Origin of the sequence: Methylobacterium trifolii, assembly GCF_022179685.1 — a bacterium.
Lineage (GTDB): Bacteria > Pseudomonadota > Alphaproteobacteria > Rhizobiales > Beijerinckiaceae > Methylobacterium > Methylobacterium trifolii.
This window is the reverse complement of record NZ_BPRB01000075.1, coordinates 1-20,161: the sequence shown is the minus strand read 5'-3', so window position 1 is coordinate 20,161 and position 20,161 is coordinate 1. Positions and strand designations below refer to the sequence as shown.

Below are 20,161 nucleotides of genomic sequence, written 5' to 3'. Positions count from 1 at the left end.
GCCCGGCACGTCCACGAAGGTCACGATCGGGATGGAGAACGCGTTGCAGAAGCGCACGAAGCGCGCGGCCTTGCGCGAGGCGTCGGAATCGAGGACGCCGGCCAGCACCATCGGCTGGTTGGCCACGAACCCCACCGTGCGGCCCTCGATCCGGCCGAAGCCGGTCATGATGTTACGGGCGTAGGCCCCCTGGATCTCGAAGAAGTCGCCCTCGTCGACCACCCGGCGGATCAGCTCGCCCATGTCGTAGGGGGTGTTGGGGTTGTCCGGGATCAGGGTGTCCAGCGACTTGTCGAGGCGCAAGGGGTCGTCGAAGCTCTCGATCTCGGGCACGCCGTCGATGTTGTTGGCGGGCAGGAAGTCGAGCAGGCGGCGGATCTGGAGGATCGCCTCCACGTCGTTCTCGAAGGAGCCGTCGGCGATCGAGGACTTGGTGGTGTGGACCTTGGCGCCGCCGAGCTCCTCCGCGGTCACGACCTCGTTGGTGACGGTCTTCACCACGTCGGGGCCGGTGACGAACATGTAGCTCGTGTCGCGCACCATGAAGATGAAGTCGGTCATGGCCGGCGAGTAGACGTCGCCGCCTGCGCACGGCCCCATGATCACCGAGATCTGCGGTATCACGCCAGAAGCCATCACGTTGCGGCGGAACACCTCGCCGTAGCCGCCGAGCGCGGCCACGCCCTCCTGGATACGCGCCCCGCCGGCGTCGAAAATGCCGATGATCGGGGCGCGCATCTTCAGCGCCATGTCCTGAACTTTTACGATTTTTTGCGCGTGGGCCTCGGAAAGCGAGCCCCCGAACACCGTGAAGTCCTTCGAAAACAAAAATACGGTGCGGCCGTTCACCGTGCCCCAGCCGGTGACGACGCCGTCGCCGGGGATCTTCTGCTTCTCCATGCCGAAATCGGTGGAGCGGTGCTGCACGAACATGTCGAACTCCTCGAACGACCCGTGGTCGAGGAGGAGTTCGATGCGTTCGCGCGCGGTGAGCTTGCCACGTTTGTGCTGGGCGTCCACGCGCTTCTCACCGCCGCCGAGGCGGGCCTGCGCGCGCCGCTCCTCGAGCTTCTCGAGAATGTCCTTCATGGGATGCGCCTCAGGGCTGGAGAAGACGTGCGGTCCGGGCCGTCTCGGGCGAGCGTGCGGGGCAGCTTGACCGTCGGCGATGCCGGCCCCTTAGCACGAAGGTTTCGCCCGCGAAAACGGGGGTTCTACAGGCTGAGCGCCGCCACTTCGGCGGCGGCCTCGAACTCGATCCGGCGCAGCGCCAACCGGGCGTCGGCTTCCGCGTCCCGTCCCCACACGGCGGCCTGATAGGTCTCGTCCACGTGGGCCGCCTCCCAGCCCTCCGCAGGCGTCAGCCGCCCGTGCAGCACGGCGAGCGCGATCAATAGGGAGCCGGAGAGCGTCGTAAGGGTGTGGAGCGCGGCCAGCCGGAACGGGTCCTGGACCGCCGAGACCGCCGCCTCGATCGCCCGCACGGACGCCGCGGGCTGCGCCACATGCATCACGCCCTCGCTGAGGATCAGGCGTGCGCCGAAGGTCTCACGCGCCCAGTCGAGGACGGGGTCCCAGGCCGCTCCTTGCGCCGCCACGAGCCTGTCGGGGGAGCCGGCGCGGTAGGCGACGAGGTCGGTGCCGGCATAGGCGAACAGGTCTCCGGCCACGGCCGCCCGGCGTGGGGCCACGCCGTCGATGGCCGTGTTGACCAGGCGCGTCAGAGGCATCGCGGCCGGGTCGATGAGCTCTTTTTGCTTTGCCCACTCCGTGGCCACCCGCTCCGCCAGCGCCCGACTGAGTACGCGCAAGGGGTTACGGGCCGGCGTGTGAGCGGGTTTGCCATCGAGCGTCAGGCGATAGCCGCCTGCCTCCTCCGCGAGGCCCGCCTCCTTGTAGAACCGCTTGGGCAGCACGGGCTTGCCGTGGCCTCTGGCGGCCCGCGTCGGATCGGGCCGCGGGGTGTCGCCGGGCTCGCCGAGCCAGGTGCCGGTGATGTCGTCGCTCATGTCCATGCAGATAGGACATCGCCGCCCGGCGCGCGAGCCTCAGGCCCCGCCGGCAGCGCCTCCGCGCCCGGCCTGCCCCGAAAACAGGTCGCCCAGGGCGGTGGCGGTCTCGACCACCGTGACCGCGCCCGCCCCGTAGAGGGCGCCGGGGGGGTGATAGCCCCAGGCGACGCCGATCGCGGCGACGCCGGCGGCCACCGCCATCGCCATGTCGAAGGTGGTGTCGCCGATCATCATCGTCGAGTCCGGCCCGACGCCCGCCTCGTCCATGGCCTGGATGAGCATGGCCGGGTCGGGCTTCGAGGGGGCGTCGTCGGCGGTCTGGGTGGTGGCAAACCAGCCGTCCCAGCCATGGACCTCGATCAGGTGCTCGACGCCGCGCCGCGACTTGCCGGTGGCGATGGCCAGCCGCACGTCCGGCCGCGCGTGGAGGCGCGCGACCAGGTCGCCCATGCCGGGAAACAGCGGCTCCTCGTAGGTCGGGTCGCGGCGCAGGCCCTGGAAGGCGCGCTTGTAGCTCTCCGCCAGGGTCGCGATCGGCCCGTCCTCGCCCACGAGCCGCCGGAACGCCTGCGGCAGGGACAGCCCGACGACGGACAGCGCCTCGGCCCGGCTCGGGGCCGGCATGCCGTGCTCGGCGAAGGCCGTGGCCTGGGCCGCGACGATGAGGTGCTGGCTGTCGATCAGCGTGCCGTCGACGTCGAAGACGACGAGCTTCACGTGGGGATGCGGTTACACCGCCTCATGGCCGGCGTGCCGGCGGGTTGGCGGCGGGCTGGGGCGGCGCGCCGGGCTGGACGGCCTGCGGCAGCCGGGTCCGCTCGTAGCCGAGCCGGCAGCGGATCAGGAAGCGGCGGCGCTTGCCGCCGCGTAAGGAGCGCTGGTGCGAGGCGCGGTTGCAGGCGGCGTAGGACCGGCGGCGGCGCTCGGCGCGGGTGCCGGGGGCGGCCGCGCGTGGCGTGGCCGCGGTGGCCTGGGGCTCGCCGTTCGGCTGGGCTGCGGGCTGGGGCGCCGGCTTGGCGGCGGCCGGGGCGGGCGCGTCCTGCGGCACGGCCGCGCCCCGCGCCGCGAGGCACGTCGGCGCGATCAGGCTGAGGGCGGCGAGGCAGGCCATCGTCGCAAGCTTCATTCGGACAGGACCTCAACCGAAGGCGCCGTCGCCGGCGCGTCTCGCGATCCGCCGGCAGCGGGACGCGTCGAGAATATGAGCCTTGCACGGCGCTTGCCAAGACGCAGGCCGGAGGCCGGGCGACACCCGGCTCCGGTTGCCGCTCACGAACGCGCGGGAGCCTGCCGGTTCCGCATCGGCCGCGCGCCTCAGGATTCCGGCGCGTCGACGATCGGGTCGTAGCGGGCGGCGTCGAAGCCCAGGAGGTTCCAGCTCTGCGCCATGTGCGGCGGCAGCGGCGCGCTGACGTCGACCGGGTGGCCGGTGCGCGGGTGCGGGATCACGATGCGGCGGGCGAGCAGGTGCAGGCGGTTCTGGATGCCGCCGGGCAGGGCCCAGTTCTCCACGTCGAAGTATTTCGGGTCGCCGACGATCGGGTGGCCGATATGGGCCGCGTGCGCCCGCAGCTGGTGCGTGCGCCCGGTGACCGGCTTGAACGAGAGCCAGGACAGCTTCTGCGCCGCCTGGTCGACCATCGCGTAATAGGTCAGGGCGTGGGTCGCGCCCTCGTCGCCGTGCTTGGCCACGCGCATGCGGGCATCCGCGTCGGTCGGCTCCTCCTTGGCGAGGTAGGTCGAGACCCGGCCCTGGCGCAGCCGCGGCACGCCCGCGCTGAGCGCCCAGTAGATCTTGCGGGCCGCCCGCGAGCGGAAGCTCTTGGCGAGCGTGGCCGCCGCCAGCCGCGTCTTGGCGACGATGAGGCAGCCGGCCGTGTCCTTGTCCAGGCGGTGGACGAGGCGGGGCTTCTGCCCGTCCGGTCCCGTGAGCGCCTCCAGCAGGCCGTCGACGTGGCGCACGGTGCCCGAACCGCCCTGGACCGCGAGGCCGAAGGGCTTGTTCAGGACCATCATGTCCGCGTCCTCGTAGAGGATCAGCGAGCGGATGAAATCGGCGTCGTCCCGGTCGCGTAACGGGCTGCGCGGGCGCTCGGCCGGCTGGTCGAGCTTGAGCGGGGGCACCCGCACGCTCGATCCCGGCTCCAGCCGGTCGTTGGGCTTGGCCCGCTTGCCGTCGACGCGCAACTCGCCCTTGCGCACGATGCTCTGCACCCGCGCGAAGGGAAGCTGGGGGAAGCGCGTGGTCAGGAAGCGGTCGATCCGCATGCCGGCCTCGTCGGCCTCGACGGTCAGGGTCTGCACCCCGGAGGCCAGGGTGGCGGAGGCCGCCGCGCGTTGCTCGCGCCGGGTCGGTCCCTCCAGCGGCGGCGGCGGGGGGGCCTTGCCGCGCGCGGCCGGATTATGGCCCGGGCGGGAGGGATCGGACCTGAAGGCCGGCTTGAGGCCGGCCTTGGGCGCCCGCGGCGCCCGCTCCCGGACAGGGGGCGCCTCGCGGCTCTCCTGCGCCGATTCCCCTTGCGCAGATCCCCCTTGCGTCGAACCCCAGGGCGAGCGCTCGGCCGCGTCCTCGCCCCGCAGCCCGGCGGCGCGATGGGCGGCGTCGAGGGCGCTGGTGCGCGGGCCGGTCCGCGCCCGCTCCGGGCGGCCGAACGGAGCCTTGCCGAACGACGCCTTGCCGAATCCGGGCTTGCCGGGGCCGCCGGGCCTCGGTCCGCGGCTGGCGCCACGGCTCCCGGCGCCTTTTCCGGCGCCGCCGCGGGGTGGTGGCTTTCCTGTCATGCCGCCGCTGCTATCACCCTGCGCGGACGGCGACAATTCGCGCGCACGCGGGTCAGGGCAATCGCTCGGACGCCCTTGCCCTGGTTTGCTTCCCGGGCCTCACTCGCCGGCGCCCGCATCCGCGGGCTCAGGCTTCGCTCCGCTCTGTGTCTTCCGAGACGGAAGTCCCGGAAAACCCGCTCTGCGTGGCGCTTTTCGCGCCCGGACGCCGTCAAGGCGGCACCGAACGATTGCCCTGGGCTCAGGCCGCGCGCCGGGCCGCCTCGATCGTCAGCCCGATCCCGACCGAGCCGAAGGTGTCGCCCTCGACCACCCGGGCGCCGGGCAGGCTCCCCACCAGGGCGGCGCGCACGTGCGGCAGCCCGGTCGAGCCGCCGGTGAGGAACAGGGCGTCGATCGCCTCCGCCCGAAGCCCGGCCTGCGCGAGGCAGTTGCCGACCCGCGCGGCGATGCGCCGGGCGAGGTCCCCGGTCTGGGCCAGCAGGCTGTCCCGGTCCACCCGCGCGGAAAGGCCCGCCTCGGCGAGCCCGAGGTCGAGCACGGACGCGCCGGTCTCGGAGGCGGCGATCTTGGCCGCCTCGACGGCGGTGGCCAGCGCATGCCCGCGCTCGGCCTCGACCACGGTACGCAGCCGCCCGATCAGGTCGGGCCGGGCGCAATCGCGCTCGATCTCTTCGATCTCCCGCAGGGTGCGCGGGTTGTAGAGCCGGTTGATGCTCGACCAGGTGGCCAGGTCGTGGAAATAGGCGTTGGGTACGGAAAGGTCGTCCCGCTTCATCGGGCTGCCGAGGCCGAGCCGGGGCATCACCGTGCCGAGGCTGAGCAGGCGGTCGAAGTCGGTGCCGCCGATGCGCACGCCGTCGTTGGCCAGGATGTCGCCGGCCCGGTCGGCGCGGGCATGGCGCTCGGGAGAGAGGCGGACGATCGAGAAGTCCGAGGTGCCGCCGCCGATGTCGGCGATCAGGGCGATCTCCTCGCTGCGCACGCTGCGCTCGTGGTCGAGGGCGGCCGCGATCGGCTCGTACTGGAACGAGACGTGGCGGAAGCCGACGCCTTCGGCGATCGCGCGCAGGGTGTCCTCGGCCCGGCGGTCGCCCGCGGCGTCGCCGTCCACGAAGTGGACCGGGCGCCCGTGCACCACCGTGTCGAGGTTCTCGCCCCCGTCGGCCTCGGCACGCGCCTTCACCGCGGCGAGGTAGCGGCCGATCACGTCGCGGAAGCGCAGGCGCTCGCGCCCGACCGGGGTGGTCTCCTCGATCAGCCCCGAGCCCAGCACCGACTTGAGGCTGCGCATCAGCCGGCCCGGCGCCCCCTCGACGTAGGCCTGCGTCGCCGCCCGCCCGATCACGGCCTCGCGGCCGGGCTCGAAGAAGATCGCGCTCGGGATCGTGACGTGCCCGCCCTCGACGGCCACGAGCCGCGGGCCGCCGGCCGTGAGGCGGCCCAGCGTCGTGTTCGACGTGCCGAAATCGAGGCCGCAGGCCGCCATCGGGTGGTTCCGCCAGAATGTCCGGGATCGGGGGCGGGTGCCCTACAGGCTCGGGGCCGCCCGGTCCAGCCGCCCCGGACGCGGGCCGGCCCTGCGAGCCTGCGAGACGCAAGGCGGAGCCGCGCACGAAAAAGGCCGGCGGATCGAAATCCGCCGGCCTCCGCCCGGACCGCGACGGTCCGGGGATAGGGTCGAGAAAATCAGTCCTTGAGGTCGGCCGGGACCTTGCCGCCGTTCTCTTCGAGCTTCTTGACCACCTGCTTGTGCAGCCAGACGTTCATGGTCGCCGAATCCTCCTTGTCGCCCGTGTAGTGCAGCTCGTCGGCGAGCTGCTTGCGGGCCGTGAGGCTCGAATCGAGGTCGAGGAGCTTCATCAGGTCCACGATGGAGGTGCGCCAGTTGAGGGTCTGGCCATTCTTCGCGGCCATGTCGGTGAGCACCTGCTCGACGTCGACCTGACCGCCGGTGCCGGTCGTGGCCGTGGAGGCGGGGTTGCTCGATCCGCCGGCATCGGCCGATCCGCCGGACGATGTCGACGACGGCGCGGCCTCCGAGGTGCCTCCGCCGAAGGGGTGCAGGATCTTGCTGACGATGCTGCCGAGAAGGCTCATGGCGGGACTCCTTGAGGGTCGTTGCCGCGGCTCGGTCGTTCGTGCCGCGGGCTGGTCGGGTTCTTGCCGCGGGCTTGGGCCGCGGTGGCCAATCAACGGACCGCATGCAGCCGGTGTTCCGCCCCGCCGCGACGATCGGGCCGGCGGGACGCTCGGGACACGGCGCTCAGTCCACGAGGTGTCCGGCATGGAGGGCGAAGCCGAGCAGGCAGAGTCCGGCGATGACGCACAGGCCGCTCCAGCGCTCCAGACGCGGCGCCCGCTCCGGATCGCCCAGCGCCAGGGTCGCGAGCGCCACGCCGGCGGCGAGGCAGCCGAAACTCGTCGCCACGATCATTCCGCTGTGTTCATGCCTGTCATCGGGTCATGTCCGTACTGAATTTCGCGCAGAAATCGAGCGTCTATCCGGACCATGTCGAAAAATATCCTGGAAAATCAATCAATCTCAGGTTGCGTATCCTAAGAAACGGCATTTATGCGAAACAAAATTCTTGTTTGTGATATAGACGAGAACTATCGCGGATACCGGCCGGGATGTGTATTCGGCCGTAAATCACGACTCTCGATAGAATTTCCATGACATTGAATAGAGGCGCCGCGTAACGAGTATCCTCGTCCTCGTCTGCCATCGATGATTTCAGGTGCCGCGTGCGGCGGTTCCTCGCCATGCCGGCTCGCCGCGCCCGGGCAAGATTTGCAGTTCGCGAAAGCTATGGCATGGGGACGGCTCCTTCCTCCGACCGGACATGACGATGCGCGCGGCCCACCCGTTCAGGACCTTCATCGCGGCCGCCGCCGCCGCCCTGCTCTCGGCCGGCGCCGCCCTCGCGCAGACGCCGGTGCGCATCGGCGTGATCCCGGTGATCGGCGCCGCGCCGATCTTCGTGGCCGGCAGCGAGGGCTGGCTCAAGGATGCGGGGCTGACGCCGACCTTCACCACCTTCGAGTCCGGGCCGAACATGATCCAGGCGCTGGCCTCGGGCACGATCGACGTCTACGTGGCCGGCATCGCGCCGCTGGCGGTCGCCCGCACCAAGAACATCGACGTGCGCGTGGTGGCCTCCACCGCGGTCGAGGAGATGGTGTTCGTGGCCGGCCCCAAGCTCGCCCCCTACTTCGCCGCCGGCACGGACAAGGCGGCCGCGTTCAAGGCGTTCCGGGACAAGGAGGGCCGCGCGGCGCGGCTCGCCACCCAGCCGCCGGGCTCGGTGCCCAACACCACCCTCCAGCACTGGCTCTGGCAGGTGGCCAAGGCCGACAAGCCGAACGCGGAGGTCGTCTCCATGGGCATCGACGCGACCCAGCAGGCGCTGCTCGCGGGCGCCGTCGACGGCGCCTCGATCCGCGAGCCGGCGCTCACCATCGTACAGATGCGCAACCCCGCCATGACGCTCGTGGCCACAGGAGGGGAGATGTTCCCCGACCAGCCCGGCACGGTGGTGGCCGTGTTCGGGGCCTTCGCCGACAGGAACCCGGCCGCGGTCCAGGGGCTGGTGAACGCGGTCGTCAAGGCGGTGGACCTGCTGAAGTCCGATCCGGCCCGCGCGGCGCCCGCCGTCGAGCAGGCCCTGGGCAAGGGCATCACGGACCTCGCCACCATCCGCAAGGCCCTGTCCTCGCCGGCCGCCAAGTTCACCGCCGACCCGCGCGCCATCGTCGAGGCGACGAAGAAGATGCAGACCTACCAGGTCAGCATCGGCACCCTGGACAGGGACGTGCCGATCGACGGCCTGTTCGTGCCGGGCTTCTACGAGAAGGCCGTCGCGCGCTGACCGCGGCTCCCGCACCATGAACCTCGTCCGTTCGACGCTGCTGGCGGCCGCCGGGCTCGCGGCCTTCCTGCTGTTCTGGGAGGCGATGCCCCGGCTGGGGCTGGTCGACCCGGCCTTCCTGCCGCCGCCGAGCACCATCCCCGCCGCCTTCCTGCGCGAGGTCGCCCTCGGCGTCTGGCCCCTGGCCGTCGCCTCGAGCCTCAGCCACTACGTGGTGGGCCTCGGCGTCGGCGCGGGCGCGGGGATCGGGCTGGGGCTGGTCAGCGGCATGTCGCGCCCCTTCGAGGCGGTCACCGCCTGGGTCGTGCGCCTGCTGCGCCCGATCCCGGGGCTGGCCTGGGTGCCCTTCGCCATCATCTGGTTCGGGGTCCAGCCGTCGGCGGCCGTCTTCATCATCGCCATCGGTGTGTTCTGGATCGTGTTCTTCGCGACCCAAGGGGCGGTGCGCGGCGTGGACCGGGACCTGATCGAGGTGGCCCAGGCCTTCGGCTTCCGCTCGCCGCTGGCCCGGCTCACCAAGATCCTGCTGCCGGCGGCCACGCCCGGCATCCTGGTGGGCCTGCGCACGGCGCTCGGCCAGGCCTGGATGGCCGTGGTGGCCGCCGAGATCTTCGGGGTGCCGGGCGTGGGCCAGCGCATGATGCAGGCCTCGAGCCTGCTTTCCACCGACATCGTCGTGGTCTACATGCTGACCATGGCCGCCCTCTACGGCCTGTTCGATTCCGCCTTCGTCGCCCTCCAGGGCCGGCTCCTGCGCTGGCGCCCCTGAATGTCCGAGCCCGTCATCGAATTCCGCGACCTCGGCCTCGCCTACGGGCAGGGCGAGGCCCGCACCGTCATCCTCGCCGGCCTCGACCTGACCGTCGCCCGGGGCGAGGTGCTGGTGATCGTCGGCGAATCCGGCGTCGGCAAGTCGACCCTGCTGCGGGTCCTGATCGGCCTGGCGCGCCCGAGTTCCGGCACGGTCCGGGTCGCGGCCCGGCCCGGCTGCCGCACGCCGATGGCCCTGGTCTTCCAGGACGCGCGCCTGCTGCCCTGGCGGCGGGTGGTCGACAACGTCGCCTTCGGCCTGGAGGGCGGCGGCCTGTCGAAGGCCGAGCGGCGGGCCGAGGCCCGAAAGGGCCTGGCCCTGGTCGGCCTCGCGGATCTGGCCGGCCGCTGGCCCCACCAGCTCTCCGGCGGCCAGCGCCAGCGCGTGGCCATCGCCCGGGCGCTGGCCGTCGAGCCCGACGTGCTGCTGATGGACGAGCCGTTCTCAGCGCTGGACAGCTTCACCCGCGAGGGCCTCCAGGACGAGCTGCAGCGGATCACCGCGCAGACCGGCAAGACGGTGGTGTTCGTCACCCACGACATCGACGAGGCGGTGACGCTGGCCGACCGGGTCGTGGTCCTGGCGGGCAAGCCCGGCCGGGTCGCGGCCGAGGTCCGCATCGACCTGCCCCGCCCCCGCAAGCGGCGCGACGATGCGCTCCAGGCGATCGCCCGACAGTTGCGGGCGGAACTGTCGCGGCGCTCGGCGGAACTCTGAGCCCTGCCCGGGTCCCTCAGCCCTGCGCCGCCGCCCGGACCATGTCGAGGCAGCGGCGCCTGGCCTTTGGGTCGTCGATGCGCAGGAAGGCCGCGATCAGGGCGTCGCACTCGGCCAGGGACGCGCCGGCCGACCGGCCGACGTCGACCCGATCGGTCTCGAACGCCGAGACCGGCAGGCCGACGACGTCCGCGATTCGCCGCAGGAGGCGCGTGCGGTCCGGCCGATATCCGCCGTCCAGCATCGAGGTGAGGCCGCCTGCATCGGTCATCGTCTTCTTCAGCCCCAATCGCGTGCATACGCACGCGACCACTTCGCACCGGTCGGCGCAAGCTCGCACGCACGGCATTCTTCACGGAATTCGGTTGCCTATGCAACCGTTCGGATTGCGTATGCAACCGAAACGTTCTGCCAGCCGCCGGGATCCCAGGCCGCGACGAGCAGGATCGCCTGGCCGGCAAGCACGACCCCACCGAGGAAGCGCCGCCAGGGATTGACGCCGCGCAGCACCTCGTCGAGGGCCCACCACGCGAGGCAGAGGCGTGCCGCGATGCGCAGGATCGCGATCGCAGCACCCGACGGGTCACCGAGGCCCCCGGCCGCCCATGCGAGTGCCGTCAGGCCCAGGAACAGCCAGAGCGGCAGGTTGGGCCACTGGCCGATGGTGATCGCCCCGGTCCGCCGATCGCGAAAGGCCCAGTCGACGGCCCGGCGCAGGGGGCCCTGCGGCTCAGGTCCGCTGCGTACCATCGGCCTGCCGGACGGGCGCGCAGATCTGCGGGCTGATCTTGTCGAGGTGCACGCAGGCATTGTCACGATACCACGCGCGCAGGGCCGGCTGGCCGGGGGCGACGTACATGCCGACGAGGACGAACCCGGCGGCGAGCGTGATGAGCAGGAGGAGGAGGTTGCGCATTGAATAAGGACTCCAGGGACGCGGCGGCCGGCGCCGGTGCAGGCCGTGTCGACCCGTGTCTGGATGGCGACGCTGCCTGCGTGAACGCGGCTGGGCCGGAACCGCTCCGGTCGGATTCCGGAAATCGCGACCGGCCCCGGGACTCTCCCGAGGGCACCCGGCAGGGTTAACGTCGCGGCATCGATGGCGGTCCGCCGGAAGGTTTCGTCAAGGGCGATCGATGGAAACGGCCGACAATCCCTGAACGGAGGATGAAACGACTCACGCAATATGGATGAAACGCGCGATCCTTAGAACAGGCCGCAGATCGGGCGGGCCAGCCGTCGAGCCATCATCCGGAATCGTCATGCGCACGAAGATCGAAGACCTGAAGTTCATCCTGTCGCTGACCTTCGTGGTCCTGTGCGGCAGCGGCCTCAGCGCCCTGCTGCGCTGAGGCCCGTCTCGCGATCTGCCATCCCGAACGCCCGGCGCAGGGCGAGCCGTGCGTCCGACGGTCCGGCGGGTGCGGCGGCGGCCGGTCCCGGCGCCAGGGGAATCGCGCGCGGCGTCCGTGCGCGCGCTCCCCCCGATCCCAGGCCGCGCCGCAGGGCCGAGGCCCGCTCCCGGCGCTCCGTGCGCCGTATGCGGAGGGCGGTGGCGAAGGTCAGGGCGCCGGCGCATTCGAGGCAGAGCGCGATCGCGTAACCGGGTTCCATCGGGCTGCCCTGGGATCTGACGGAGATTCGGCATCGCGCCCCGATTCGGGGCCGGTGCCGCGGAGGGCGGTTGTCGGCCGGCATGGTTACCGACCTCTTAAGGCGCCCGCGCGGGCTCGTGGTAAGAGCGTGGCGGTACGGCGCACCGCGATTCGTCGTTGCGCAGGGCTCGGAGTGTCCTCATGAAATGGCTGCTCGTCGGCGCGGTCGTGGCCGTGCTCCTCTGGTTCGTCGTGAGCTACAACGGCCTCGTCGCCCTGCGGCAGCGGGTGTCCCAGGCGTTCGGCGACGTGGACGTGCAGCTCAAGCAGCGCAACGACCTGATCCCGAACCTGGTCGAGACCGTGAAGGGCTATGCCGGCCACGAGCGCGACGTGCTGGAGGCCGTGGTCCGAGCCCGCAACGGGGCCGTGGGCGCCCAGGGGCCGAGTGAGCAGGCGGCCAGCGAAGGCGTGCTCCAGGCCTCGTTGGGCCGGCTGATCGGCCTCGCCGAGGCCTATCCGGACCTGAAGGCCAACGGCAACTTCCAGGCTCTCCAGGGCGAGTTGTCCGACATCGAGAACAAGCTCGCGGCCGCGCGGCGCTTCTTCAACAACGCGGTCGCCGAGTACAACGCCGCCATCGCCGCGATCCCGGCCGCATTCTTCGCCGGCCCGGCGGGGTTCCGTCCGCAGGCCTTCTTCGACGTCGGCGCGCCGGAGCGGGCACGGCTCGACGCGCCGCCCGCGGTGAAGTTCTGACGTCCGCCCGGCCGCGATGCTGCGCGCCTACGGCCTCTACACCCATATCCGCGCCAACGAGATCCGCTCGCGGGTGCTGGTGGCCGGCCTGTTCGGCCTCGTGCTGGTCCTGGCCTTCGGGATCGCACTGGTCGTGCGCGGCACGGGGGCGCACCTGCCGGCGGGGATGCCGCCGGTCCTCGGCAGCTACCTGCGCGCGGCGGCCGCCGACATGCTCTGGCTCGGGCCCCTGGCGTCGGCGGCGGCCTTCCTCTGGCTCCTGATCGCCTACCGCTTCCACCAGGGCCTGATCGACCGCACGGTCGGCGCGCGTGCCGTGAGTCGCGCCGAGGCGCCGGACCTCCACCGCCTGCTGGAGAATCTCTGCATCGCCCGCGGGCTGCCGATGCCGGCGCTCCACGTCGCCGACGACCCGGCGCTCAACGCCTTCGCCACCGGCCTGAACCCGCGGCAATACGCCATCACCGTGACGACCGGCCTGATGCAGGCCCTGGATTCCCGCGAGATGGAGGCGGTGCTCGCCCACGAGCTGACCCATATCCGCAACGACGACGTGCGCACGATGATGATCGCGGTGGTGATCGCCGGCATCTTCGCCTTCGCGGCCGAACTCCTCTTCCGCGGCGCCTTCCAAGGCAGGGGCGAGTCCCGGCGCGACAAGGGCGGCGCAATGCCGGCCGTCCTGATCGGGGCTGCCCTGATCGTGACGGTCTGGCTGTTGTCGCAGCTCATCCGCTTCGGCCTGTCGCGGTCGCGGGAATACGTGGCGGATGCGGGCGCCGTCGAACTCACGAAGAACCCGGACGCGATGATCACCGCGCTCCTCAAGATCGCCGGGCGCGGCGAGCTCGCCCGCGCGCCCTCCGGCGTGATGGAACTGTGCGTCGACAACCCGCGCTCGGGCTTCTTCGACCTGTTCGCGACCCATCCCTCTATCGACGACCGCATCGCCGCGCTGACGCGCTACGCGGGCGGGCACGCGCCGCTGCCGGCCTGACGCGACCGGGGTCTTGCCGGCCTCCTGCGGAGATCGGCATCCTGCTGCCGGCCGGGAGGCCGCGGGCGGACGGGCAGGCTGCTGACTCAGCGCAGGCGCACGAGCCGCAGGGGCTTGCCGCCCTCCGCCTTGTCGTAGCCCTCCGGCCCCGGCTCGAAGCGCAGGGAGGCCCCGTCCGTGCCGTAGAGCATCAGCGCGAAATCCTCCACGCGCCAGGACGCGAGCTTGAGGCGGGCCACGGCCGGGTCGCAGGCGGGGCCCGGCGTCAGGGCGAAGCTCTCCTCGCCACCCGGCGGCGGCGTCCTGCGGAGCGTCACCTCGCACAGGGTCGGCCCGTCCGGCCGGCGCATCGCCCAGGTGCCGTAGAGGTCCGGCGCGAAGGGCGCGCGCTCGACACCGGGCCTGGCCCGCACCAGCAGGGTCGCCGGCACCTCGTCGCCGCGGGTCTTCAGGAGGGTGGTCTCGTCCTCCTCGAAGCGCGCGATGATCCGGCGCGTGGCGTCGTGGAGCCGGACGCCGCGCTCGTAGGTCCAGGCGGTGGCCTCGGAGAGCCGCGGCAGGCGTGCGGCGCATGCGGGCTCGGGCCGGGCGATGCGGCCGCCGATGGTGCTCCCCGCCTCCAGGGTGATGCGGCAGCCGGGCTTGCCGTCGTCGGTGACGGCGAGCCACGAGCCGAGGCTGTCCTTGACGAAGTCCGGCACGGGCTCGGCCCGCGCGCCGGGGGCGGCCAGGATCAGGACGAGGGCGAGGAACCGGGAGCGCATCGCCACCGCCGCGAATCGTTGAGGGCTGCCCGCGACGATACGGCGTCTCCCGGCCGGCCGACAGATGCGATGGGCTGGCGCGTCCGGCGCGTCCGGTCTCAGGCGGCGCTGGCCTGCGCCTCCTGGCGCGCGCGGATGCCGGCCCCGGCATCGTCGTAGACGAAGGGCAGGAAGGCGTAGCGCCGGCCGGCGGTGACGCGGCCGACCGCGTGCAGGATGTTGGCCGGGAACACCACGGCCCAGCCCGGCGGCGCCTTGTAGCCGCGGGCGTTGTATTCCGGGAAGCTGACCGCCCCGCCCTCGAAGTCGCCGCTCAGGTTGATCGAGACGGCGAAGCGCCGGTGCGCGGTGATGTCCTGGGTGTTGTCCCGGTGCGCGGAGAAATGGCCGCCGTCCTCGGCCGCGTAGCAGCCGACGATGTAGCGCTCCATCCGCGTGATCCGCATGAAGAACAGCCGGTTGATCTCGGGGATGACCCGGCGGTGGGTGCGGATCTGGATCTCGCGCAGCAGGTCCTCGTCCTCGACCACGTAGTCCCGGCGGCGCTTGAAGCTCCCGTCGATCACGCCCGCGCCCGCGCGCATGATGCCGCTCTGCCCCCGCGCCTCGGCGTCGTAGAGGCCGATCAGGTGGCGGCAGAGGTCCGGCTCGAACACGTTGGGCAGGATCAGCACCGGCGCCGGGATCTCGAAGCCGCCGTAGCGGGCGGGCGGCGGCAGGCCGTCGAGGAAGGCGAAGACCGCCTCGTGCGCGTCCGTTCCGGCCGCATCCGCGAAGGGGAAGGTCGCCAGCACGTGCAGGGTCGGGTCGACCACCAGCCAGAACTGCCGGAACGGCCTGGGTCCGTCGCCGGCCGCCTCGGCCGGGACGGCGCCGCAGCGCCGGCTCACCGCGCCGTCGAAGTCGAGGACGAAGCGCAGGCCCTTTGCCTCGTCCGCGACCCGCCCCTCGGCCGCGTCGGCCGGGTCGACGCTGACGGCGAAGGCGCTGGCGCGCACGTCGTCGAAGGCGGCCCGGTGCCGCGCGAGGGCGTCGAGGGCGGCGCGTCCCCGCGGGTCTGCGGCCGAGCCGTGGAAGCACAGCACGATGTAGCGCCCGGCCAGGGTGTCGATCGCGAATTTCGCGCGCCCCTGGATGCGCGGCGCCATCTGGGGAAACGGGTCGCCGGGCACGAGCGCCGGGAACGTCCCGGCGGAGCGGATCGCCGTCATTGAAGCCTGCCTCGCCCGTACCTCGGGCGGGGATCGCCGTGCCGCGTACGGTGACGCTTGGCTAGGAGCGGGGCCGGGCCCTGCCAACTGTCAACCCTGACAGTCCGGCCTCATGCGGCGATCAGCCCGAGCCGGATGCAGGCGATGGCCGCCTGCATCCGCGTCGAGACCGCGAGCTTGCGCATCACCCGGTCGACGTGGAAGTTCACGGTCCGCTCGCTGATGCCGACGATGGCCGCGATGTCGGCCGACGACTTGCCCCTGGCGACCCAGGTCACGATCTCCCGCTCCCGCTCCGTCAGGCGCACGCCGGCCGCCTCCGGCCGGGCGGCGTGCGGGCTGCGCTGGAGGACGTTGTGCAGCACGGCCAGCAGCAGCTCGAAGTCGACGGGCTTGGTGACGAAGTCGTCGCAGCCCAGGCGCCGCGCCTCGATCTGGTTGCCGCGCTCGCCGAAGGCGGTGAGCACGATGAAGGGCACCTGCGCGCCCGCCTCGCGCACGCTGCGCAGCAGGTCGAGGCCGCCGAGCCCCGGCAGGTCGATGTCGCAGATCACGGCGTCCGGCCTGTCGCCGGCCTTCGCGAGGCCCTCCGGGCCGCTGGCGGCCAGATCCACGGCGAAGCCCGCCTCGGTCAGGACCTCGTGCACCAGTTCGGCGATCGCCTCGTCGTCCTCGACGCAGAGGATGCGGCGCCTCATGCCCCGCCCCCGTCCGCGGGCAGGTGGAGGCGCACGATCGTGCCGCCCCCCGGCCTGGCCTCGATCCGCACCGTGCCCCCATGCGCCTCGGCGAAGTGCCGGACGAGATGGAGGCCGATGCCGATGCCGCGGATGCCGCCGCTGTTGCGGGCGCGGTAATAGGGCTCGAACACCTGATCCACCTCCTCGCCCGGGATGCCGATCCCACGGTCGGCCACCGCGATCACGGCCCCGTCGAGGAGATCGGAGCGGGAGACGGTGACGGAGACCTCGGCCGGCCGGGGCGAATACTTCACGGCGTTGGACACGAGGTTCGAGACCGCCTGATAGATCAGGTCCCGGTCGCCGTGGAGGGCGGGCTCGGGCAGGTCCACCGCGACCGCGACGCGGCTGCCCTCGTGCTCGGCGGGCAGCGGCGCCAGCAGGGGGCCGGCCGCGATGGGTTCGCGGGTGAGCGCGATGTCCCCCTGCCCCACCTCGGCCGCCAGGCGGATGCGCCCGACCAGGGCGTCGAGGCGGGCCACGGCCTGACGGATCTTGTCCGTGCGCGCCACGATGTCGGCGGGCGCGATGCCGCCGGCGAGCTTGGCGAGGCGGTAGCTCTGCCCGTCGATCGAGGTGAGCGCCGTGACGATCTCGTGGGTCAGGATCTGCACGAAGCGGCGCCCCGTCTCGGCCTTGCGGCGCTCGCCCGCCAGATGCGCCTCGACCACGGCGCGGTTGCGGCGGCGCTGCTCGATCACGAAGGCCACCAGCCACTGCGCCGTCACCGCGATCAGCCGGTTGGCCACGAAGCTGACGGCGATGCCGTCGTCGGGCGGCCGCACGAAGCAGCCGGCCAGCGACGCGAGGGCGCAGGCGCCGGCCAGCCGGTAGGCGCTGCCGGGGCCGGTATAGACGCCCAGCAGGATCGGCAGGGTGTAGGCGAAGCAGATCGAGACGTTGTCGGCCGAGGTCGCCAGGTCCGCGCAGAACACCGCCAGGATCAGGCCGCCGGCCGAGATCCAGCCCCGGATCGGGGCGGGGCGCGAGACCGTCACCGGCGCGGGTTCCGCGGCCCGCGCGGGGCGTGCGAAAGATGTCGGGACGGCCTGTCGGATGCGGGCATCGGCGCGCGTCCTGGACGAGGAAGGCTGGAAGCGGAAGGAGAGACCATGCTCTACGCCATCCTGTGCTACAAGGACGAGGACGTCGTCACCGGCTGGAGCCAGGCCGAGGACGCCTCCGTGATGGCCTGCCTCGGCAGCGTGCACGAACGCCTCGTCGCCCGGAACCAGCTCGGGCCGAGCCTGCGCCTTCTCCCCACCACGGCGGCCACGACCTTGCGCAAGACGCACGGGGAGCCCCTCGTCATCGACGGGCCCTTCGCCGAGACCAAGGAGCAGCTGCTCGGCTTCTACGTCGTCGACGTGGCCGACCTCGACGAGGCGCTGGCCATCGCCCGCGACCTCGCCGCCGCCAATCCCGGCGGCGCCTACGAGCTGCGCCCGGTCCTGCTCTACAACCCGGACCCGCGGATCGCGCAAGGGGCGGCGGCCGCATGAGCGAGGCCGCCCCCGACGCCGCCTGGATCGCCTCGGCGATCCAGGCCGCCCGGCCGCAGGCCCTGGCCGCCCTGCTGCGCTATTTCCGCGATCTCGACGACGCCGAGGAGGCCTTGCAGGAGGCGACCCTGCGGGCCCTGCGGACCTGGCCCCGCACCGGGCCCCCGCGCGACCCCACCGCCTGGCTGATCCTCGTCGGCCGAAACGCCGGCCTCGACCGCGTACGGCGCGCCGCCCGCGAGGCGCCGCTCCCGGAGGATGCGGCGCTCTCCGACCTGGAGGACGCCGAGGCGCCGCTCGCCGAGCGGCTCGACGGCGCGCAGTACCGCGACGACGTCCTGCGCCTGCTCTTCATCTGCTGCCACCCGGACCTGCCGGCGACCCAGCAGATCGCGCTGGCGCTCCGCATCGTCTCCGGGCTCACCGTGCCCCGCATCGCCCGCGCCTTCCTGGTGAGCGAGGCGGCGATGGAGCAGCGCATCACCCGCGCCAAGGCCCGCATCGCCAGGGGCGGCGTGCCCTTCGAGGCGCCGGGCGCCGTCGAGCGGGCGGAGCGGCTCACCGCCGTCTCGGCCATGGTCTACCTCGTGTTCAACGCGGGCTACTCGGCCGGCACCGGCTCGGAGCGGGCGGAGCTCTGCGGCGAGGCGATCCGCCTGGGCCGCCTGCTGCTGCGCCTGTTCGGCACCGATCCCGAGGTGATGGGGCTTGCCGCCCTGATGCTGCTCCAGCACGCGCGCTCGCCGGCCCGGTTCGACGCGGCCGGCGAGATCGTGCTGCTGGACGACCAGGACCGGGCCCTGTGGGACGGGCGCATGATCGCGGAGGGGCTGGCGCTGGTCGACAAGGCGATGCGCCACCGCCGGCCCGGCCCCTATCAGGTCCAGGGGGCGGTCGCCGCCCTCCACGCCCGCGCCCTGCGGCCCGCGGACACCGACTGGGCCGGGATCGACGCCCTCTACGCCGTGCTGGAGCGGCTCCAGCCCTCCCCGGTGGTCAGCCTCAACCGGGCGGTGGCGGTGGGCAAGGTCCGCGGGCCCGCCGCGGGCCTGGCCATGATCGAGCCCCTGGCCGCACCGCTCTCGGGCTACTTCCATTTCCACGGCCTGAGGGGCGCCTTCCTGATGCAGCTCGGCCGGAGCATGGAGGCGCGCGAGGCGATGGACCGGGCGATCGCCCTGGCCGGCACCGCGGCGGAGGCCGCCCACATCCGCATGCATCTCGACCGCCTGACGCAGGCGGGGACGGCGCCGGCCGGCTGAAATTTTTCTGCGGCCCCTTGTCGGACGGCCCCGCCTTCGTGCGTCCTGGGGACGCGCCCGCAAGAGGCCCACGCGAGAGGATCGTCATGAGCACCACCGAGACCCAGCCCGGCGCCGTCACCGTGAAGGGCGGCCTCTGCGCCTACCTCGCCCTGGACGGCGCCCTGAAGGCCGCCGAATTCTACGCCCGCGCCTTCGGGGCCGAGACCGCGGCCGCCTACCCGCCCGACGAGAAGGGCCGGACCATGCACGTCCACCTCTACGTCAACGGCAGTTCGCTGATGCTGGCCGACGCCTTCCCCGAGCACGGCCACCCCCTGCAGACGCCGCAGGCCTTCACCATGACGCTGCACGTGGACGACATCGACGCGTGGTGGAGCCGGGCGATCGCGGCGGGTGCCACGGCCGTGATGCCGCCCACCGAGATGTTCTGGGGGGCCCGCTACTGCCAGCTCCGCGACCCCTTCGGTGTGCTCTGGGCCATGAACCAGCAGACAGCCTGAGCCGCGACCCAGACCCTGCACATCCGGAGACCGTCATGAGCACCGATACGCCCGAGCGCGACCTCGTCCTCACCCGCCTCATCCCCGCCTCGCGGGACAAGCTCTACCGGGCCTGGACCGACCCGGCCCTACTCAAGCGATGGTTCGCCCCCAAGCCCTACACCGTGCCGGAGGCCGAGCTCGACGTGCGGCCGGGCGGCGCCAACCGGGTGGTGATGCAGGACCCCCAGGGCAACACCTTCCCCAACCACGGCGTCTACCTGGAGGTGGTGGAGAACGAGCGCCTCGTCGTCACCGACGCCTACGTCCGCGCCTGGGAGCCGTCGCAGAAGCCGTTCATGACGCTGATCCTCACCTTCGAGGAGGCGGAAGGCGGCACCCGCTACACCGCCCGCGTGCGCCACTGGACGGAGGCCGACCGCGCCGCCCACGAGGCGATGGGGTTTCACGAGGGCTGGGGCCGCTGCGCCGACCAGCTCACGGAACTCGTCGCCACCCTCTAATGGTGGACATTTGCCGCTCGGTACCCGCCTCGAAAGTCCGCGATGGGTAGGGAGTAGCCTCTGGCCTTTCGCCTGGAACCAGAGGTTTCACATCCGACTTATCGCGGTCATGACGCGATAAGTCGGATGTGA

The 20,161-nt window shown here is 72.3% G+C and carries 25 protein-coding genes; 9 read left to right on the top strand and 16 right to left on the bottom strand.

Annotation, left to right across the window (positions count from 1 at the left end):
• The 8 genes from COGEMETH_RS07415 to COGEMETH_RS07380 all read right to left on the bottom strand — a co-directional run.
• On the bottom strand, positions 1-1,089 hold a 1,089-nt coding region (locus COGEMETH_RS07415; protein WP_238181968.1), incomplete at its 3' end, for an acyl-CoA carboxylase subunit beta.
• 125 nt (positions 1,090-1,214) lie between these two features.
• Positions 1,215-2,009 carry an ATP12 family chaperone protein gene (locus COGEMETH_RS07410; protein ID WP_373875327.1) on the bottom strand — a complete coding sequence of 265 codons (795 nt, stop codon included), beginning with the start codon at positions 2,007-2,009 and terminating at the stop codon, positions 1,215-1,217.
• 39 nt (positions 2,010-2,048) lie between these two features.
• Positions 2,049-2,729 (bottom strand): HAD-IA family hydrolase, encoded by a 681-nt coding sequence (locus tag COGEMETH_RS07405; RefSeq protein ID WP_238181966.1) that lies wholly within the window; start codon positions 2,727-2,729, stop codon positions 2,049-2,051.
• 22 nt (positions 2,730-2,751) lie between these two features.
• The gene (locus tag COGEMETH_RS07400) at positions 2,752-3,138 is read right to left on the bottom strand and encodes a hypothetical protein (RefSeq protein WP_238181965.1); all 387 of its coding nucleotides are present in this window, start codon (positions 3,136-3,138) and stop codon (positions 2,752-2,754) included.
• 188 nt (positions 3,139-3,326) lie between these two features.
• Positions 3,327-4,793, bottom strand: coding sequence for an RluA family pseudouridine synthase (locus COGEMETH_RS07395; RefSeq protein ID WP_238181964.1), 1,467 nt, complete (start codon positions 4,791-4,793; stop codon positions 3,327-3,329).
• A 241-nt stretch (positions 4,794-5,034) separates the two neighbouring features.
• Positions 5,035-6,282, bottom strand: coding sequence for an Hsp70 family protein (locus tag COGEMETH_RS07390; RefSeq protein ID WP_238181963.1), 1,248 nt, complete (start codon positions 6,280-6,282; stop codon positions 5,035-5,037).
• A 200-nt stretch (positions 6,283-6,482) separates the two neighbouring features.
• Positions 6,483-6,893 (bottom strand): DUF3597 domain-containing protein, encoded by a 411-nt coding sequence (locus tag COGEMETH_RS07385; RefSeq protein ID WP_238181962.1) that lies wholly within the window; start codon positions 6,891-6,893, stop codon positions 6,483-6,485.
• Between the two features lie 166 nt (positions 6,894-7,059).
• Positions 7,060-7,224: a hypothetical protein gene (locus COGEMETH_RS07380; RefSeq protein WP_238181961.1), complete on the bottom strand. Its 165-nt coding sequence runs from the start codon at positions 7,222-7,224 to the stop codon at positions 7,060-7,062.
• 421 nt (positions 7,225-7,645) lie between these two features.
• On the opposite strand from COGEMETH_RS07380, the gene COGEMETH_RS07375 reads away from it, so the two are divergent.
• Genes COGEMETH_RS07375 through COGEMETH_RS07365 form a run of 3 tightly spaced genes read left to right on the top strand, consistent with a single transcriptional unit; the run spans position 7,646 to position 10,193 of the window.
• Positions 7,646-8,665 (top strand): ABC transporter substrate-binding protein, encoded by a 1,020-nt coding sequence (locus COGEMETH_RS07375; protein ID WP_238181960.1) that lies wholly within the window; start codon positions 7,646-7,648, stop codon positions 8,663-8,665.
• Positions 8,666-8,681: 16 nt separating this feature from the next.
• A complete protein-coding gene (locus COGEMETH_RS07370; RefSeq protein ID WP_238181959.1) occupies positions 8,682-9,434 on the top strand; it encodes an ABC transporter permease in 753 nt (250 codons plus the stop codon).
• Positions 9,435-10,193 (top strand): ABC transporter ATP-binding protein, encoded by a 759-nt coding sequence (locus tag COGEMETH_RS07365; protein WP_238181958.1) that lies wholly within the window; start codon positions 9,435-9,437, stop codon positions 10,191-10,193. It begins immediately after the preceding gene.
• Positions 10,194-10,209: 16 nt separating this feature from the next.
• Here COGEMETH_RS07365 and COGEMETH_RS07360 read toward each other — a convergent pair whose 3' ends face one another.
• The 4 genes from COGEMETH_RS07360 to COGEMETH_RS07345 form a co-directional block, all read right to left on the bottom strand.
• Positions 10,210-10,464: a hypothetical protein gene (locus COGEMETH_RS07360; protein ID WP_238181957.1), complete on the bottom strand. Its 255-nt coding sequence runs from the start codon at positions 10,462-10,464 to the stop codon at positions 10,210-10,212.
• A gap of 98 nt (positions 10,465-10,562) precedes the next feature.
• On the bottom strand, positions 10,563-10,910 hold the full coding sequence (locus COGEMETH_RS07355; protein ID WP_238181970.1) for a hypothetical protein: 348 nt from the start codon (positions 10,908-10,910) through the stop codon (positions 10,563-10,565).
• A gap of 13 nt (positions 10,911-10,923) precedes the next feature.
• Positions 10,924-11,109: a hypothetical protein gene (locus COGEMETH_RS07350; RefSeq protein ID WP_238181956.1), complete on the bottom strand. Its 186-nt coding sequence runs from the start codon at positions 11,107-11,109 to the stop codon at positions 10,924-10,926.
• A gap of 416 nt (positions 11,110-11,525) precedes the next feature.
• A complete protein-coding gene (locus tag COGEMETH_RS07345; protein ID WP_238181955.1) occupies positions 11,526-11,807 on the bottom strand; it encodes a hypothetical protein in 282 nt (93 codons plus the stop codon).
• A gap of 182 nt (positions 11,808-11,989) precedes the next feature.
• Between COGEMETH_RS07345 and COGEMETH_RS07340 the strand changes: the two genes are divergently transcribed.
• Positions 11,990-12,547, top strand: coding sequence for a LemA family protein (locus COGEMETH_RS07340; RefSeq protein ID WP_238181954.1), 558 nt, complete (start codon positions 11,990-11,992; stop codon positions 12,545-12,547).
• 16 nt (positions 12,548-12,563) lie between these two features.
• A complete protein-coding gene (locus COGEMETH_RS07335) occupies positions 12,564-13,544 on the top strand; it encodes a M48 family metallopeptidase (protein ID WP_306421729.1) in 981 nt (326 codons plus the stop codon).
• Positions 13,545-13,630: 86 nt separating this feature from the next.
• On the opposite strand, the gene COGEMETH_RS07330 is transcribed toward COGEMETH_RS07335, so the two are convergent.
• The 4 genes from COGEMETH_RS07330 to COGEMETH_RS07315 all read right to left on the bottom strand — a co-directional run bounded on the left by COGEMETH_RS07330 (position 13,631) and on the right by COGEMETH_RS07315 (position 17,257).
• The gene (locus tag COGEMETH_RS07330; RefSeq protein ID WP_238181953.1) at positions 13,631-14,308 is read right to left on the bottom strand and encodes an AprI/Inh family metalloprotease inhibitor; all 678 of its coding nucleotides are present in this window, start codon (positions 14,306-14,308) and stop codon (positions 13,631-13,633) included.
• Positions 14,309-14,406: 98 nt separating this feature from the next.
• Positions 14,407-15,519, bottom strand: coding sequence for a 2OG-Fe(II) oxygenase (locus tag COGEMETH_RS07325; protein WP_238181952.1), 1,113 nt, complete (start codon positions 15,517-15,519; stop codon positions 14,407-14,409).
• A 110-nt stretch (positions 15,520-15,629) separates the two neighbouring features.
• A complete protein-coding gene (locus COGEMETH_RS07320; protein ID WP_238181951.1) occupies positions 15,630-16,217 on the bottom strand; it encodes a response regulator transcription factor in 588 nt (195 codons plus the stop codon).
• Positions 16,214-17,257: a sensor histidine kinase gene (locus COGEMETH_RS07315; protein WP_238181950.1), complete on the bottom strand. Its 1,044-nt coding sequence runs from the start codon at positions 17,255-17,257 to the stop codon at positions 16,214-16,216. Before COGEMETH_RS07315 ends, COGEMETH_RS07320 begins: the two co-directional genes overlap by 4 nt.
• Positions 17,258-17,371: 114 nt before the next feature.
• On the opposite strand from COGEMETH_RS07315, the gene COGEMETH_RS07310 reads away from it, so the two are divergent.
• The 4 genes from COGEMETH_RS07310 (at position 17,372) to COGEMETH_RS07295 (ending at position 20,029) form a co-directional block, all read left to right on the top strand.
• Positions 17,372-17,761, top strand: coding sequence for a YciI family protein (locus COGEMETH_RS07310; RefSeq protein ID WP_238181949.1), 390 nt, complete (start codon positions 17,372-17,374; stop codon positions 17,759-17,761).
• Positions 17,758-19,023 (top strand): RNA polymerase sigma factor, encoded by a 1,266-nt coding sequence (locus tag COGEMETH_RS07305; protein ID WP_238181948.1) that lies wholly within the window; start codon positions 17,758-17,760, stop codon positions 19,021-19,023. Before COGEMETH_RS07310 ends, COGEMETH_RS07305 begins: the two co-directional genes overlap by 4 nt.
• An 86-nt stretch (positions 19,024-19,109) precedes the next feature.
• Positions 19,110-19,526 (top strand): VOC family protein, encoded by a 417-nt coding sequence (locus COGEMETH_RS07300; protein WP_238181947.1) that lies wholly within the window; start codon positions 19,110-19,112, stop codon positions 19,524-19,526.
• Positions 19,527-19,561: 35 nt separating this feature from the next.
• Positions 19,562-20,029, top strand: a complete 468-nt coding sequence (locus COGEMETH_RS07295) for an SRPBCC family protein (RefSeq protein ID WP_238181946.1) — start codon at positions 19,562-19,564, stop codon at positions 20,027-20,029.
• Positions 20,030-20,161 lie beyond the last annotated feature (132 nt).

Coding starts and splice junctions, on each gene's coding strand:
- COGEMETH_RS07340 (WP_238181954.1), top strand. CDS start 11,990: ATGAAATGGCTGCTCGTCGGCGCGGTCGTGGCCGTGCTCCTCTGGTTC.
- COGEMETH_RS07325 (WP_238181952.1), bottom strand. CDS start 15,519: ATGACGGCGATCCGCTCCGCCGGGACGTTCCCGGCGCTCGTGCCCGGC.
- COGEMETH_RS07365 (WP_238181958.1), top strand. CDS start 9,435: ATGTCCGAGCCCGTCATCGAATTCCGCGACCTCGGCCTCGCCTACGGG.
- COGEMETH_RS07410 (WP_373875327.1), bottom strand. CDS start 2,009: ATGAGCGACGACATCACCGGCACCTGGCTCGGCGAGCCCGGCGACACC.
- COGEMETH_RS07320 (WP_238181951.1), bottom strand. CDS start 16,217: ATGAGGCGCCGCATCCTCTGCGTCGAGGACGACGAGGCGATCGCCGAA.
- COGEMETH_RS07370 (WP_238181959.1), top strand. CDS start 8,682: ATGAACCTCGTCCGTTCGACGCTGCTGGCGGCCGCCGGGCTCGCGGCC.
- COGEMETH_RS07390 (WP_238181963.1), bottom strand. CDS start 6,282: ATGGCGGCCTGCGGCCTCGATTTCGGCACGTCGAACACGACGCTGGGC.
- COGEMETH_RS07345 (WP_238181955.1), bottom strand. CDS start 11,807: ATGGAACCCGGTTACGCGATCGCGCTCTGCCTCGAATGCGCCGGCGCC.
- COGEMETH_RS07360 (WP_238181957.1), bottom strand. CDS start 10,464: ATGACCGATGCAGGCGGCCTCACCTCGATGCTGGACGGCGGATATCGG.
- COGEMETH_RS07300 (WP_238181947.1), top strand. CDS start 19,110: ATGAGCACCACCGAGACCCAGCCCGGCGCCGTCACCGTGAAGGGCGGC.
- COGEMETH_RS07310 (WP_238181949.1), top strand. CDS start 17,372: ATGCTCTACGCCATCCTGTGCTACAAGGACGAGGACGTCGTCACCGGC.
- COGEMETH_RS07395 (WP_238181964.1), bottom strand. CDS start 4,793: ATGACAGGAAAGCCACCACCCCGCGGCGGCGCCGGAAAAGGCGCCGGG.
- COGEMETH_RS07385 (WP_238181962.1), bottom strand. CDS start 6,893: ATGAGCCTTCTCGGCAGCATCGTCAGCAAGATCCTGCACCCCTTCGGC.
- COGEMETH_RS07350 (WP_238181956.1), bottom strand. CDS start 11,109: ATGCGCAACCTCCTCCTCCTGCTCATCACGCTCGCCGCCGGGTTCGTC.
- COGEMETH_RS07305 (WP_238181948.1), top strand. CDS start 17,758: ATGAGCGAGGCCGCCCCCGACGCCGCCTGGATCGCCTCGGCGATCCAG.
- COGEMETH_RS07335 (WP_306421729.1), top strand. CDS start 12,564: ATGCTGCGCGCCTACGGCCTCTACACCCATATCCGCGCCAACGAGATC.
- COGEMETH_RS07400 (WP_238181965.1), bottom strand. CDS start 3,138: ATGAAGCTTGCGACGATGGCCTGCCTCGCCGCCCTCAGCCTGATCGCG.
- COGEMETH_RS07375 (WP_238181960.1), top strand. CDS start 7,646: ATGCGCGCGGCCCACCCGTTCAGGACCTTCATCGCGGCCGCCGCCGCC.
- COGEMETH_RS07295 (WP_238181946.1), top strand. CDS start 19,562: ATGAGCACCGATACGCCCGAGCGCGACCTCGTCCTCACCCGCCTCATC.
- COGEMETH_RS07330 (WP_238181953.1), bottom strand. CDS start 14,308: ATGCGCTCCCGGTTCCTCGCCCTCGTCCTGATCCTGGCCGCCCCCGGC.